This is a genomic window from Bacillus sp. FSL R5-0434, from assembly GCF_038004745.1.
Classification (GTDB): domain Bacteria; phylum Bacillota; class Bacilli; order Bacillales; family Bacillaceae; genus Bacillus; species Bacillus halotolerans.
On the sequence record NZ_JBBORV010000001.1, the window covers coordinates 2,787,872 to 2,802,419 of the forward strand.

At 46.7% G+C, this 14,548-nt stretch carries 13 protein-coding genes; 4 read left to right on the top strand and 9 right to left on the bottom strand.

Annotated features, from left to right (window positions below):
- Positions 1-51: 51 nt before the first annotated feature.
- From NYE43_RS14530 to zapA, 6 genes are all read right to left on the bottom strand, one after another.
- Positions 52-1,734, bottom strand: coding sequence for an AMP-binding protein (locus tag NYE43_RS14530; protein WP_127696673.1), 1,683 nt, complete (start codon positions 1,732-1,734; stop codon positions 52-54).
- A 187-nt stretch (positions 1,735-1,921) separates the two neighbouring features.
- Positions 1,922-2,326 carry a DUF350 domain-containing protein gene (locus tag NYE43_RS14535; protein WP_010335217.1) on the bottom strand — a complete coding sequence of 135 codons (405 nt, stop codon included), beginning with the start codon at positions 2,324-2,326 and terminating at the stop codon, positions 1,922-1,924.
- A 14-nt stretch (positions 2,327-2,340) separates the two neighbouring features.
- The gene (locus NYE43_RS14540; protein WP_341062174.1) at positions 2,341-4,698 is read right to left on the bottom strand and encodes an endonuclease MutS2; all 2,358 of its coding nucleotides are present in this window, start codon (positions 4,696-4,698) and stop codon (positions 2,341-2,343) included.
- Between the two features lie 20 nt (positions 4,699-4,718).
- Entirely contained in the window at positions 4,719-6,431 is a 1,713-nt protein-coding gene (gene polX, locus NYE43_RS14545; protein WP_024122408.1) for a DNA polymerase/3'-5' exonuclease PolX, read from the bottom strand.
- A 72-nt stretch (positions 6,432-6,503) separates the two neighbouring features.
- Entirely contained in the window at positions 6,504-7,037 is a 534-nt protein-coding gene (locus NYE43_RS14550) for a CvpA family protein (RefSeq protein WP_095714260.1), read from the bottom strand.
- Positions 7,038-7,043: 6 nt separating this feature from the next.
- Positions 7,044-7,301: a cell division protein ZapA gene (zapA, locus tag NYE43_RS14555; protein WP_024122410.1), complete on the bottom strand. Its 258-nt coding sequence runs from the start codon at positions 7,299-7,301 to the stop codon at positions 7,044-7,046.
- A gap of 133 nt (positions 7,302-7,434) precedes the next feature.
- On the opposite strand from zapA, the gene rnhC reads away from it, so the two are divergent.
- Positions 7,435-8,376, top strand: coding sequence for a ribonuclease HIII (gene rnhC, locus NYE43_RS14560; protein ID WP_095714259.1), 942 nt, complete (start codon positions 7,435-7,437; stop codon positions 8,374-8,376).
- A 36-nt stretch (positions 8,377-8,412) separates the two neighbouring features.
- Here the strand turns inward: rnhC and pheT are convergent, their stop codons facing one another.
- Positions 8,413-10,827 carry a phenylalanine--tRNA ligase subunit beta gene (pheT, locus tag NYE43_RS14565; RefSeq protein WP_341062175.1) on the bottom strand — a complete coding sequence of 805 codons (2,415 nt, stop codon included), beginning with the start codon at positions 10,825-10,827 and terminating at the stop codon, positions 8,413-8,415.
- Between the two features lie 15 nt (positions 10,828-10,842).
- On the bottom strand, positions 10,843-11,877 hold the full coding sequence (pheS, locus tag NYE43_RS14570; protein ID WP_059335559.1) for a phenylalanine--tRNA ligase subunit alpha: 1,035 nt from the start codon (positions 11,875-11,877) through the stop codon (positions 10,843-10,845).
- 83 nt (positions 11,878-11,960) lie between these two features.
- On the opposite strand from pheS, the gene NYE43_RS14575 reads away from it, so the two are divergent.
- Positions 11,961-12,209: a hypothetical protein gene (locus NYE43_RS14575; RefSeq protein ID WP_081638352.1), complete on the top strand. Its 249-nt coding sequence runs from the start codon at positions 11,961-11,963 to the stop codon at positions 12,207-12,209.
- Between the two features lie 24 nt (positions 12,210-12,233).
- Here NYE43_RS14575 and NYE43_RS14580 read toward each other — a convergent pair whose 3' ends face one another.
- Positions 12,234-12,980, bottom strand: a complete 747-nt coding sequence (locus NYE43_RS14580; protein ID WP_340926461.1) for a TrmH family RNA methyltransferase — start codon at positions 12,978-12,980, stop codon at positions 12,234-12,236.
- A gap of 120 nt (positions 12,981-13,100) precedes the next feature.
- On the opposite strand from NYE43_RS14580, the gene sspI reads away from it, so the two are divergent.
- Together sspI and NYE43_RS14590 are read left to right on the top strand one after the other, a co-directional pair.
- Complete coding sequence (gene sspI, locus NYE43_RS14585; RefSeq protein ID WP_010335228.1) at positions 13,101-13,316, top strand: small acid-soluble spore protein SspI; 216 nt, start codon at positions 13,101-13,103, stop codon at positions 13,314-13,316.
- Between the two features lie 69 nt (positions 13,317-13,385).
- Positions 13,386-14,492 (top strand): CdaR family transcriptional regulator, encoded by a 1,107-nt coding sequence (locus NYE43_RS14590; protein ID WP_340926460.1) that lies wholly within the window; start codon positions 13,386-13,388, stop codon positions 14,490-14,492.
- Positions 14,493-14,548 lie beyond the last annotated feature (56 nt).

Consider the following 14,548-nt stretch of genomic DNA (forward strand, 5'->3'; position numbering starts at 1 on the left):
TCCGGTTTGTCAAGTTTATTCATAAATGTTCTCTTTTTCTGGCTCTATTTGTTACTTGATATGATGATTTTCGGTTTCTTCTTCAAGTAAACGCCTTCTTAAAATTTTCCCAACCGCTGTTTTCGGAAGCTCTTTTCTGAATTCATAGGCTTTCGGCACTTTATAGGGTGCGAGACGGGCTCTGGCGAAAGCGTCCAGTTCTGCTGCGTCGGCTTGTGCGCCTTTCTTTAACACGACAAACGCTTTTACCGTTTCCCCTCTGTACGAATCAGGCACGCCTGCAACGACAATTTCCTGAATCGCTTCATGTTCGTACAGCGCTTCTTCAACTTCCCGCGGGTAAATATTATAGCCGCCTGCGATAATGATGTCCTTCTTCCGGTCGGCAATATAGAAAAATCCATCTTCATCCATATAGCCCATGTCTCCGGTAAAAAGCCACCCGTCCCTTAAGACAGCAGCCGTTTCCTCCGGCTTGTTCCAGTACCCCTTCATGACCTGCGGGCCTTTTACGACGATCTCACCATGCTCATACGGAGCGGCAAAATGGCCAGTCTCTTCAGAGTAAATGGCTGCGTCTGTATTAGGCCAGGGACAGCCGATACTGCCGGGTTTGTTTTTTCCCCAAATAAAATTAGCGTGTGTCACCGGAGATGCCTCGGATAAACCATATCCCTCCACAAGCTTTCCGCCAGTCAGCTTTTCAAATTGCTGCTTCACCTCGACAGGAAGAGCGGCTGAGCCGCTGAGGCAGCTTTTAATGGATGACAGATCGTATTGCTGTAATTGGGGATGATGCAAGAGGCCAATGTAAATCGTCGGCGCGCCGGGAAACAGTGTCGGTTTTTGTTTATCGATGATTTTGAGCGTTTGCAGCGGATCGAACTTGGGAAGCAGGATCATTTCAAATCCTAGTTTAATCGTATAATTCATCACTGCCGTCAGCCCATAGACGTGAAAAAATGGGACAATGCCAAGCACTTTTTCATCGCCTTCCTTTACGTTGTACATCCAAGCCGCACACATTTCGGTATTGGCTAAAATATTTCTGTGCGTGAGCATGACTCCTTTGGGCGCTCCCGTCGTACCCCCAGTGTATTGCAGAACGGCAATATCATGTTCAGGGTCAATGTCCGGAATTGTGATCAGTTCTGTTTTTTCCCGCTTCATGCTTGAAACAAAGGTATGAATATTGTCGTTTTCATCATAATCAATGTGCACTTTTTGTTTTTGCGTAAGCGGATAGAGAATATTTTTTGGAAATGGCAAATAGTCTTTTATACTCGTTACCAATATCTGATCCACGATTGATAACGTTTTCATTTTTATTGCCTTCGGGAAAAGCAAATCCAAGGTGATGATCACACTGGCCTCTGCGTCTCTCAGCTGATATTCGAGCTCATGCTCGGTGTAGAGCGGGTTTGTCTGCACCACGATACCGCCGGCAAACAGCACCCCATAATAGGAAATGATGGATTGCGGACAGTTGGGCAGCATGACAGCCACTCTGTCTCCTTTTTGCAGGCCATGTTGCTGCAGAAAAGCTGCGAGTTTAAGAGCATCTGTCAAAATGTCATGAAAGGTGAGTTTCTTTCCGAAAAAAGATACGGCTGTATTGTCAGGGAATCTTGCGGCGGAGTCTGTCAGGATGGATTGCAGGGTTTGGTTCGGCAACGGAAGCTCATGCGGGATTTCGTCGGGATACTCAGCAAGCCACGGCTTTTGAGACTGCATAAAACCTCCCCTTTCGATTTTAGAGTTCACCCTATTATTATAGCAGATGGACGGCAAAAAAAAGAAAAAGAAAGGAAAATCTTTCTTTTTCTCATCTTACGAACAGATAAATAAGACCAATCAACAAAAAGATTCCCGCCGCGGCGAGCAGTATTTTTGCAAGCTTTTCCATCTATTCTCCGTCCCCTTATATTCCGGCTGCCACAACAAATGAGAGCCCGACAGAAATGACAAATGAAATAAAGCCGACAGCCCGGTTATCATTTTCAATTTCTTGATCAATTTTAAACCGCGGTGTCAAAAACTCAAAAATGAAGTAGCTGATCAAAAGCATAACAAATCCGTACACACCCCAGCCGATCATTTGCAGCAGAGAATTGTGCTGAGAGATGGAGTGCTGGAACACATTTGCTATCCCTAAAATTTTCCCGCCTGTTGCCATTGCCACAGCGAGATTTCCATTTTGAATCTCTTCCCAGTTTTTATAAGCTGTCACCAGCTCAAACACAGTCAAAAAGAGGACGAGGCAGAGAACCGCGACACTGTAATACGCCGCGATTTCCACAAGCTCGTTTTCCCAAAAATCACTCATGGCCATACTCCCTTTTATTTTAGTTCAACAATTGTAACGCCTGATCCTCCCTCACCAGCTTCACCGAAACGGGAGTTTTTAACGCTGCGGTGATTTTTCAGGAGATCCTGCACGCCTTTTCTTAAAGCGCCGGTACCTTTGCCGTGAATAATGGACACTCTTGGATATCCCGCTAACACCGCGTCATCCAAGTATTTTTCAACACGGCTGAGGGCATTTTCATAGCGCTCGCCGCGAAGATCAAGTTCAAGCGATACGTGGTAATCTTTGCCCTTAACCGCCGTAATGAGTTTTTCTTTTTTTGGTTCCGGAGCCGATTTGATAAATTCAAGGTCTTTTTCTTTCACTTTCATTTTTAAAATGCCGATTTGAACATTCCATTCATTGCCGCCGGTTTTTTCAAGCAATGTTCCTTTCTGCCCGAAAGTAAGGACTTTTACTTCATCCCCCGGCTTCAAGACGCGTTTTTGCGTTTTCGGTTTTTCCGGTTTTTTGGACTTTTCAAAGGTCGGCATAGCGCCTTCTAACCGTTTCTTCGCGTTAATCAGCTCGTGATCCTTGAAGGACTTGTGTTCTTTTTTAATCGAGCGTAATTCGTGAATGATGTCTTCAGCTTCTTTTGTGGCCGCTTTAACTTTTTCAGCCGCCTGCTGTTCGGCCTCTTCCATCAATTTGTCTTTTTTGCTGTTGAGTTCGATGATTTGCTGCTGCAGCTCTTTATGCAGCTTTTCGGCTTCTTTTCTGAACGCCTCTGTTTCAGAAAGCTCTTCTTCCGCCCGTTTTTTGCTTCGTTCAAGAGACGCAATCATCGTATCGACCTCATTATGCTCGGCCGTCATTTCTGATTTCGCCTGCCCGATAATATGGTCCGGAAGCCCGAGCCGTTTAGAAATTTCAAAGGCGTTGCTTCGTCCCGGCACACCGATTAAGAGCTTATAGGTTGGTGAAAGGGTCTCAATGTCAAATTCGACACTGGCGTTCATGACGCCTTCTCTGTTATAGCCATACGCCTTTAACTCAGGATAATGCGTCGTCGCTAATACTCTGGCATTGGTGCGGTGGACTTCATCCAAGATGCTCATGGCGAGTGCCGCGCCTTCTTGCGGGTCTGTACCCGCGCCCAGTTCATCAAAGAGCACAAGGCTGTTTTCGTTGACTTGTTTTAAAATGCCGACAATGTTCACCATATGGGAAGAAAATGTACTTAAGCTTTGCTCGATCGACTGTTCATCGCCGATATCAGCGAACACATGCTCAAATACAGCGGCTTCCGATCCTTCATCTGCCGGAATATGAAGACCCGATTGCGCCATTAAGGTCAACAGCCCCAGTGTTTTTAAAGTAACTGTTTTCCCCCCGGTATTCGGTCCTGTAATCACGATGGTTGAAAAATCGCCGCCCAGCTCGATGTCATTGGCGACCACCTGATCAGGCGGAAGCAATGGATGGCGCGCTTTTTTCAGACGGACAAATCCGCTGTCATTCATGGTCGGTTTTGTAGCTTTGACCGCTTTTGCGTATTTCGCTTTTGCAAAAATGAAGTCAAGCGTCTGCAGGACTTGCAAATCTTGAAAAAGCTCCTCTGTGTGCTCCGCCGTATGCTCTGTCAGCACGCGTAAAATCCGTTCAATTTCTTGCTTTTCTTTCACTTTCGCCTGCTGAAGCGAGTTGTTCATATCTACAATCGCCTGCGGTTCAATGAACAGAGTCGCGCCAGAAGAAGAGGTGTCATGCACAATGCCTCCGTAGCTTGATCTGTACTCTTGTTTGACCGGGATAACAAAGCGGTCATTTCGGATTGTAACAATCGTATCAGACAGCATTTTCGAAGCAGAGGAGGAACGCAGAATGGACTCTAACCGGTCTCTGATTCTCGATTCGAGCGTTCTGAGCTGCGTGCGGATTCCTCTTAACGTTTCTGACGCGTGATCAAGCACTTCGCCGTGATCATCTATGCAGGAATTAATTTCTCGTTCTAAATCGGGCAGTGTAATGAGCTGTTCAGTATATTGCTGCATCAGCGGAATGTCGACTCCGTCTTCAGCCATTTGTCCGAGAAAGTGTTTCATTTGTTTGACTGCGTAAAGCAGTCCTGATATTTCAGTGAATTCCGAGGGACTGAGAACGCTGCCGATTTCCGCCCGTCTTAATGCCCCTCTGATATCGGTAAGGCCGCCAAACGGTGCCTGGCCTCGCAGCCGGATGATCGCAGAGGCTTCATCTACCTCATCCAGCTGTTTTTTGATGTCATCAATCGAAGCAGAAGGCTTTAGCTGGAGAAGCATTTCTTTTCCGAGCGATGAAGCGGCGTGCTCGATTACCTGTTCTTTCACTTTATGGAATTCAAGAGATGATAATACTTTTTGCTGCACGGTTGTGTGAGCCTCCTTACTTAATCGTTGCGCTTCAGGAATGCCTGTACGTCTTCAAGCGACCGGGCATTCAGGACGTTTTTCGTTTCCGTCCAGCCTTTGCGCGCGGCAGTGACGCCGGTTTTCATATCGTTTAACATCTCGATGTTATGGGCATCGGTATTAATGACCAATGTAACCCCTTGTTCATTTGCTTTGATTAAATGCTCTGTCCGCAGGTCGAGACGCGCAGGGTTAGAGTTGAGTTCAAGCGCCGTATTTGTTTTCTTCGCGAGCTCAATCAGTTTGTCGATATCGATTTCGTAACCGGCACGTCTGCCGATGAGGCGTCCGGTCGGATGGGCGATAATGTCAACATGCTTGTTGGTCAGTGCCGTCTCAAGCCGCTTCATAATGACGTGCTCCGGCTGATTAAAGCTTGAATGGATGGATGCAATGACCAGATCCATTTCCGCCAGCACATCGTCATCATAATCAAGTGTGCCGTCAGGAAGAATATCCATCTCAACGCCTTTAAAAATACGGAAGCTCTCAAACTCAGCATTCAGCGCGTCAATTTCTTTCGCCTGCTGCTTGAGCCTTTCAGCAGTCAGCCCGTTGGCGACCTTTAAATATTGCGAGTGATCAGTGATGGCCATGTACTGATAGCCTTTTTTCATGCATGCTTCAGCCATTTCCCTGATCGAAAAGGCGCCATCGCTCCATGTGGAGTGCATGTGAAGGTCGCCTTTGATTTGATCGTGCTCTATGAGTTCAATTCTGTCGTTGTAGGTTTCCACCTCTTGCCCGCTTTCACGGAGTTCCGGCGGGATCAGCGGCAAGCCGAAGTGTGCGTAAAATTCCCGTTCGCTCGGGAAGGTTTTGATTTCTCCTGTTTCAACCGTCTCGACGCCGTACTCACTGATCCGTTCGCCGCGTTCTTTTGCAATTTGCCGCATTTTGATATTGTGGTCCTTCGATCCCGTAAAATGATGAAGAGTTGTCGGGAATTGTTCTTCCGTCACGAGACGGAAATCGACACTTGTTTCATATTCAAAGGAAAGAATGACCGATACCTTCGTGTCCCCGCTGGCAATGACGCTTTTGATGTTTGGCAGCGCAAGCAGCTGCTCTCTTACTTCAGCGGGATGATCCGTCGCAATAATATAATCCAGATCTTTGACGGTTTCGCGTGCTCTGCGGAGACTTCCGGCACGGGAATATTTGATGATGTCTGTCAATTGAGAAAGATGCTCTTCAATTTCCCGCGCGACCCGGAGCGCATAGCCGATCGGAAAACGTTCAGGCTGTTTTCCGGCTTCTCCGAGCGCCTGTAATATTTTTTCTTCGGATTTCTTGCCGAATCCCGCAAGCCCTTGGACTTTCTGCTGTTCGCAAGCTTCCTTCAATGATTCTGCATCATGTACGCCAAGCTCTTTATACAGCTTTGCGATTTTTTTGCCGCCGAGCCCCGGGAGCTTCAATAAAGGCACCAGCCCTTCCGGCACCTCCTGCTGCAGTGATTCGAGCGTACTTGACTTTCCTTCATCTATATATTCTTTTATGACGCTGTACGTGCCTTTTCCGATACCGGACAGTGACATCATGTCGTCCATTTCTGATAAACTGCGGTCATCCTGTTCCAGGGCTGCCGCTGCTTTTCGGAATGCGGAAACTTTAAACGGGTTGTCCCCTTTCAGTTCCATGTAGACTGCAATGGTTTCCAGCAGCCGGATAATATCTTTTTTATGCATAGAATAACCCCCAGACGTTCACATATGTTTCCATCATACTTGAAAAAAACTTCTCCGGACAAGAGAAGTTTTTTATCCTCCGTATTGCGTCCAAAGCTCCTGTAAAAGCCCTGACAAATACGGTGTATGGTTGATCATGACATTTGCGAGAGACGATTGCCCCATCATTTGCTGTAAGCCGTCTATCGGAAGTACGGAAGCAACATACAGCAGCACAAATGTAAATAAATAGACTTCCATAAAACCGAGAACGGCACCGAGCATTTGGTTGATTTGTTTAATCACAGGAATGCCCGCTACAATACTTAGGAATGAGCCGATGATTCTCAGTAAGATTTTAGCGATAATAAATAGAACGACAAACGCAATCGCATTATAGTAGGCTGCTTCCAGATTTCCCGAGAAAAAAGAAAACGCCGGCTGTCCCGCTGAAAAATCGGGCGCGGGAATCCACTTCAAATGCGGTGCGACATTTTTATAGAATAAAGACGCAAACGCGATCGAAAGAATAAAGCTCGTCAAGCGGATAAACTGGAGGATAAAACCGCGTTTTAATCCCAGTAAAGTCCCCATCAGGAGCAAGATTAAGATGATGATATCTAGCATAGTTGTTCAATCCTTTTCTTTAAGCTGACGCTCCAGTTTTTCATATTGCTCTTTTAATTTCACATAGTCATGCACCACATTTACCGCTGTCAGCACTGCAAGTTTATTTATATCAAGATATGGATTTTTTTGATTAATTTCTCTCATTTTATCATCAACAATTCCAGCCACATATCTCATATGGGCTCTGCTTTCTTCACCGATCATAGTGAAGTGCTGGCCGTAAATGTCAACGGTTGTTTTCGTTTTTTTGCCGTCAGACAACGTTTCTCCTCCATTCCGTGAGAATCCTAGTTCCTATCATAACACGTTTATTAAATGAATGGAAAGACGAGCCTCCCGCTGTTATGATACACTGGTAGATACAGTGAATCGTGTAAAAAAAGGAGATTATTACGTGTCCCATTCTGTGATAAAAGTACCAATGTCTGCTATTGACCAAATGAAAACAGCGTATAACAGTTCACTTACTGCATCTGTGCCGCAGGGTGCCATTTTCCAGGCAAAACCGGCAGGCTGTACCATTACAGCTTATAAGTCAGGGAAGGTATTGTTTCAGGGCAAAAACGCAGAGGCAGAATCTGCCCGCTGGGGAACTGCTGAGCCGCAGGAAAAGAAAAAAACGGCAAAAAAGCCGGCTGATTCACGCTACGCCCCTCCAACAGACATCGCAGGCATGTCTGTCATCGGCTCTGATGAGGTTGGAACCGGAGATTACTTTGGCCCAATGACGGTTGTCTGCGCATACGTTGACAAAACAAAGCTTTCTTTAATGAAGGAACTCGGTGTGAAGGATTCTAAACACCTAAAGGACCCGCAAATCATTGAGATCGCCCGAAGCCTGATCAAAACCATTCCGTACAGCCTGCTCGTTTTAAAAAACGAAAAGTACAACAGCATGCAGGAACGAGGCATGAGTCAGGGAAAAATGAAAGCTCTCTTGCATAATCAGGCCATAACCCATCTTTTGCGAAAAATGGACGGAGTAAAACCTGAGGCGATTCTGATCGACCAATTCGCCGAGCCCGGCGTCTACTACAACCATTTAAAGGGAAGAGACATTGTACAGGAGCGCACCTATTTCAGCACAAAAGCCGAAGGCATTCACCTGTCAGTGGCTGCTGCATCGATTATTGCGAGATATTCCTTTTTAATGGAAATGGATAAGCTTTCGCGCGAGGCGGGAATGACACTGCCGAAAGGGGCCGGCCCTCATGTAGATGAAGCGGCCGCCAAACTGATTCTCAAAAAAGGGTTATCCGCTCTCCGAACCTTTACAAAACTCCATTTTGCCAATACGCAGAAAGCGCAGCGCCTGGCGGATAAAAAACGTTCATAGAAAAAAGCTTGCAGAGAATATCTGCAAGCTTTTTTATTAGCCTCTCAATACGGCCTGATAAGTGTTTTCCAACGCTTTCAGCACTTTGTCGTGCGCTTTTGCCACTTCTTCTTCAGTCAGCGTTTGCTCCGGGTTTACATATTGGAGTGAGAAAGCGACTGACTTTTTGCCTTCCTCCATATGCTCTCCTTCGTAGACGTCAAAGACGGTTACTTCTTTCAGAAACTTGCCGCCCGCCTCTTTGATGACGCTCTCGAGCTGGCCGCTTGTCACTGATTTATCCGTCACCAGCGCGATATCACGTGTCACAGACGGATATTTCGGAATCGCCGTGTACACGAGCGGCGCCGTGTCTGCTGTAAGCAGCGTGTGAAGATCAAGTTCGAACACGTACGTTTCTTTAATATCCAGTTCTTTTTCCAGTGAAGGATGGACTTGGCCAATAAAGCCGATAAGAGAACCGTTTAAAAGAATGTTCGCAGTTCTGCCCGGGTGCAGCTGTTTTCTTTCTGATTGCACAAATTCAATGCTACCCAGGACGTTCAGTTTATCTAACAGCCCTTCAACAATTCCTTTTGCGACAAAGAAATCGACCGGTTTTTTCTCGCCCTGCCACAGATGCTTGCGCCATAAACCGGTTACCGCTCCTGCCACGCGCTCCGTTTCAACAGGTTTTGTATCCTCTTCCTTCGTCAGGAAAACGGAACCGACTTCGTACAATGCAACCGAATCAGTTTGTCTTGCCAGGTTGTAAGAAACGGATTCAAGCAGATTCGGAACAAGGCTGTGTCTGAGAATGCTTTTTTCTTCACTCATCGGAAGCGCAAGGACAGTGTTAAATGATTTTTCAATCGCAAATGCCGCCGCTTTTTTCTCGTTTGTTAATGAGTAGGTAATCGCTTGTGACAAGCCGGCTCCTTCAAGGAAACGTCTGACTTTACGGCGTTTTGCCTGGTAAGGCGTCAATCCGCCTGTTGTTCCCGCTGTTTCAGGAAGTGTGGACGGAATGTTGTCGTAGCCGTACAATCTTGCCGCTTCTTCAATCAAATCCTCTTCGATGCGAATGTCACCGCGGCGTGACGGAACAGTCACAACGAGCAAGTCATTTGCTTCTCCGACAGTAAAGCCAAGACGCTTATAAATGCTGATCAGTTCTTCTTTGCTGATCGTCATGCCGAGAACGCTGTTCACCTTTTCAGCCGATACATGAACGTTGTTCGCTTCGATTGTGAGATGGTCTTCTTCAACAGTTCCGGCAAGCACTTCACCGCCGGCATACAGGTGGATCAGCTGTGCGGCTCGTTCTGCCGCAAGACGAACACGCGCAGGATCAATGCCTTTTTCGAATCTTGCACTCGATTCACTTCTCAAACCAAGATCTTTTGAAGCCTTGCGAACCGTCTGCCCGTTGAAGAACGCAGCTTCAAGCAAAATCGTTGTTGTGTCTTCCCGAACTTCTGATTCTGCTCCTCCCATAACACCAGCAACGGCTTGTGCTTTCGACCCGTTTGTAATGACAAGGTGATCAGCAGACAGTTTTCGTTCCTGATCGTCGAGTGTTAAGATTGTTTCATTTTCAACAGCTTTTCTGACTACGACTTCCTTAGAGCCAAATCTGTCATAATCAAACGCGTGAAGCGGCTGTCCGTACTCCAATAAAACAAAGTTTGTGATATCCACGACGTTGTTATGCGGTCGAATGCCTGCATTCATCAGTTTCGTCTGCATCCAAAGCGGTGACGGAGCAATTTTTACGTTTTTAATGATTTTTGCTGCATACAGCGGATTTGCTTCCTGGTCTTCAACTTTGACAGAAATGTAGTCTGACGCTTGTTCTGAAGCGACTGGGTAATCCGCTTGCGGAAGCTTTACCTCTGTGTCTAAAATCGCTGCAACCTCATAAGCAACACCAAGCATGTTCATCGCATCGGCGCGGTTCGGTGTTAAACCGAGCTCTAAGACAGCATCGTCAAGCTGTAAAGCAGCTAACGCATCACTTCCTGCTTCAACATCATTTGGGAAAACGAAAATGCCTTCCGCATATTCCTTCGCCACAAGCTTGCTCTCAATACCGAGCTCTTGTAAAGAACAAATCATGCCGTTTGATTCTTCACCGCGAAGCTTAGCTTTTTTGATTTTGAAATTGCCCGGCAGCACCGCTCCGACTGTAGCGACTGCAACTTTTTGCCCTTTATCCACGTTTGGCGCGCCGCAAATGATTTGGACGGGTGCCTCAGCTCCGATATCTACAAGGCACTTATTCAGCTTATCGGCGTTTGGATGCTGTTCGCGCTCCAGCACATGGCCGATGACAACGCCTTTAATGCCTTCTCCTTTATACTCAATTCCTTCAACTTCAATACCGGCTCTTGTTATTTTCTCAGCAAGAACAGCCGGATCCATGCCTTTTAAATCAACATAATCCTCTAACCATTTATAAGAAACAAACATTCTAGCATCCTCCTCTTACGCCTGTTTAAACTGCGAAATAAATCTGACATCGTTTGTATAGAAGTGGCGGATATCATCGATGCCGTATTTCAGCATCGCGATGCGCTCAACACCCATTCCGAACGCAAAGCCCTGATATTCCTTCGGATCAAAACCGGCCATTTCCAGCACATTCGGGTGAACCATGCCGGCGCCGAGGATTTCAATCCAGCCTGTTCCTTTACATACAGAGCAGCCGTTTCCTCCGCACTTAAAGCACGTTACGTCTACTTCTACTGAAGGCTCGGTAAACGGGAAGAAGCTTGGGCGAAGTCTGATTTCGCGGTCTTGCCCGAACATTTTTTTCGCAACCAGTTCAAGAGTTCCTTTTAAATCACTCATGCTGATGTTTTTATCAACAACAAGCCCTTCAATCTGCATAAATTGGTGAGAGTGCGTCGCGTCATCATTATCGCGGCGGTATACTTTTCCAGGACAAATGATTTTAACAGGCCCTTTGCCTTTGTGCTTTTCCATCGTTCGCGTCTGAACAGGAGAGGTTTGCGTTCTCATCAGCATTTCCTCTGTGATGTAAAAGCTGTCCTGCATATCGCGGGCAGGGTGTTCTTTCGGCAGGTTGAGCGCTTCGAAGTTGTAGTAGTCCGTCTCGACCTCAGGGCCTTCTTCAACGGTATAGCCCATGCCGATAAATAGATCTTCAATTTCTTCAATGACAACAGTGAGCGGATGGCGTCCGCCGATTGCGACAGGATTACCCGGGAGTGTAACGTCAATTGTCTGTCCCGCAAGCTTCTGTTTCATTTCTTCTTCCTCAAGCTTTTCGTTTTTAGCTGCAATCGCATTGGCGATTCGTTCTCTTACCTCATTGGCAAGAGCGCCCATTTTCGGACGCTCCTCCGCAGAAAGCTTGCCCATTCCGCGCAGCACTTCTGTGATCGGCCCTTTTTTTCCGAGATATTGAACCCGAATATCATTGACAACCTTCAATGAGCTTGCCGCTTCTACTTGATCTAAAGCTTCTTGTTCCAGCTGTTTTAGCTTTTCTTCCATTTTGCATCCTCCTTTTATGTAAACAAACCGTTATATGTCTTTAAAAAACAAAAAAACCCGCCCCTTATAGGACAAGGGACGAGTTGTGGCCGCGGTACCACCCTTATTTCAGACAGACTGATGCTGTCGTCAGCTTCATTGACATAACGGAATCAGATTCCGGTTCACCTTTACGCGCAAGGTGCGCGGTCCCGGTGACAACTCGAGAGGTGAAACCAATTTCTGGCTGCTTTAAAAATGCTCTCAGTCTGCGGCATTTTCTCCCTGGAAGGCAGTTGATCAGAAATCGAGATCCTCTGTCACGGTTTTTCAAATATTATGTTCTATTATAGTGAAATACTCCGCTCGGCGCAACACTATCCTCGCAAGTGGTACATCAGGATAGCCGCCGCAATTGCAACGTTCAGTGATTCAGCCTGCCCGTACAGCGGGACGTACAGGTTTAAATCTGTTTTTTCCAGCAATCCGGTATCCACCCCTGCCCCTTCATTTCCGACGATTAAAGCAAATGAACCGGATGGTGAGATATCCTGGTAAGGCGCCCCGTTTTGCAGTGCTGTGCCGTACACTTTTACGCCCTCTGCTTTTAATTCATCCACGTATGATTGTAAATTTCTTCTCACAACAGGAATGTGAAAATGGGAGCCTTGCGCGGATCGCAGCGTTTTTCCGTTAAACGCATCCACCGTGCCGTCACCGAGCACAACCGCATCCAAACCGGCTGCGTCCGCCGTGCGAATCATCGTGCCGAGATTCCCCGGATCTTGAACAGCGTCAATCAGCAGCACACGTTTAGGCGGCGCGAGATGTTCTTCCGGCATATTGCAAACAGCGGCGATCCGCTGCGGTGTTTCCGTTTCTGTAACAGCTGAAAACGCGTCTTCGCTCAGCACGTAGCACTGGATGCCCATATCAAGATTCGGCGGGATGTCCGCTTCATCCTTGACAAGAATTTCTTTCACCGCGCCCGGGCTCTTTAAGGCTTCTTCAACAAGATGTTCTCCTTCAATCAAATAGGTATTCGTTTTTGTTCGTTCTTTTTTTGTGTGAAGTTTTTTCCAATCCTTCACTTTTTGGTTTTTTGCCGATTCTATTTGTTTCACTGTCTGTGTGGCTCTCCTTTTTTTAACATGATGTTATTATATCGCAAGAACAGCACATAATAAACCGGGTGCAGGGTTAGAATATACGTATTACATTTTTAGAAAAAAGGAGCGCTTCATATGGATCTTAATTTACGTCATGCCGTCATTGCCAATGTAACCGGCAATGATCAGGAGCAGCTTGAACACACAATTGTGGACGCGATTCAAAGCGGTGAAGAAAAAATGCTTCCGGGACTCGGCGTTTTGTTTGAAGTCATTTGGCAGCACGCATCTGAGAGTGAGAAACAAGAAATGTTAAAGACGCTGGAAGGCGGATTAAAACCTGCCCAATAGCACATCAAAACCGGGTGACAGCGCCCGGTTTTTTTCTTATATAATAAAAACATGAGGGGGATCGCCGCCATGTTTTTACAACCGCTGTTAGCGAAAAAAATCATTGCCGAAGTGAAAAAAATGTACGAACGTGAAGTCATTATTGTCAGCACAGACGGCCTCATTATCGCAAGCACAAATGATGAGCGAGTCGGGCTATTTCATGAAGGAGCGCTCATCTGCGCGAAAGAGAAACGCAATGTGATCATTACAAAAGAAGATGAAAAGAGACTCGAAGGGGTAAAGGCGGGGTTAAACCTCCCCGTATTTTCTGAGCGTGATGTCATCGCCGTGTTCGGACTGACGGGAGAACCTGCTGAGATTCAGCCGTACGGGGAGCTGCTCAGGAAAATGACAGAGCTGTTCATTAAAGAATCGTGGCATCTGGAGCAGACCCAGTGGCGCGAGAGAATGCTGGAATCCTTTATGATCGACTGGCTGCAATTAAAAGAATGGTCTCCGGGTTTTCTCGAAAAGGCGCAGATTCTTGGCGTTGACCTTACCTCCCTCCGCCAGATGATCCTCATTCAAGGGCACGAATGGTCTCCCGGCGATATTGATCAAATGGCACGCGCCTGGAAATCAGTGTTTCCATCCGATCTATTCATCAGATGGGGAAATGAACGTATTCTGATTAATCACGAAGTGCCGAACCATGAACAAAAGGAGCAGCTTTTGCGGCAAATTCAGCTTATTTGTTCATTGGCTGAACGCCTCGGAAACAGCCGCGCAGCTGCCGGCGTTGGGAGGGCTGTCAGCGGCTCCGGCCTGCCGCAGTCATATGAACAGGCTGAAAAAGCGCTGGCCGTCAGCCTTAAACGCAAAACCGCAGTATGTGAGGAAGATCTTAAGCTTGACATGTGCCTGACTGAGATCAGCCCGGGCACACGACATGAATTTCCGCAAAGAGTGCTCCAGGAAGCGCTCCGAAACGAAGAGCTTATGAATACGATACGAACTCTCTTCCATCACGATTTGTCCCTGAAAAAAACGGCTGAAGAGATGCATATACATATCAACACGCTCCGCTATCGCCTGTCAAAGGCTGAACAGCTGACGGGTTTAAGTTTTCAGCGTACAGAGGACATCGTCACGATGTATGTCGCGCTTTACTTTTTAGGTCAAGATACAAAATAGAGAGAGTTTCAGTTTCATTTTTTGTATGTCCCTACATGGAAAGCTTTGCTTTTTTT

Bases quoted from the DNA above. Each gene is read 5' to 3' on its own strand.
- NYE43_RS14530 (WP_127696673.1), bottom strand. From the start codon at position 1,734: ATGCAGTCTCAAAAGCCGTGGCTTGCTGAGTATCCCGACGAAATCCCG.
- NYE43_RS14535 (WP_010335217.1), bottom strand. From the start codon at position 2,326: ATGAGTGATTTTTGGGAAAACGAGCTTGTGGAAATCGCGGCGTATTAC.
- polX (WP_024122408.1), bottom strand. From the start codon at position 6,431: ATGCATAAAAAAGATATTATCCGGCTGCTGGAAACCATTGCAGTCTAC.
- NYE43_RS14550 (WP_095714260.1), bottom strand. From the start codon at position 7,037: ATGCTAGATATCATCATCTTAATCTTGCTCCTGATGGGGACTTTACTG.
- pheT (WP_341062175.1), bottom strand. From the start codon at position 10,827: ATGTTTGTTTCTTATAAATGGTTAGAGGATTATGTTGATTTAAAAGGC.
- pheS (WP_059335559.1), bottom strand. From the start codon at position 11,877: ATGGAAGAAAAGCTAAAACAGCTGGAACAAGAAGCTTTAGATCAAGTA.
- sspI (WP_010335228.1), top strand. From the start codon at position 13,101: ATGGATCTTAATTTACGTCATGCCGTCATTGCCAATGTAACCGGCAAT.
- NYE43_RS14590 (WP_340926460.1), top strand. From the start codon at position 13,386: ATGTTTTTACAACCGCTGTTAGCGAAAAAAATCATTGCCGAAGTGAAA.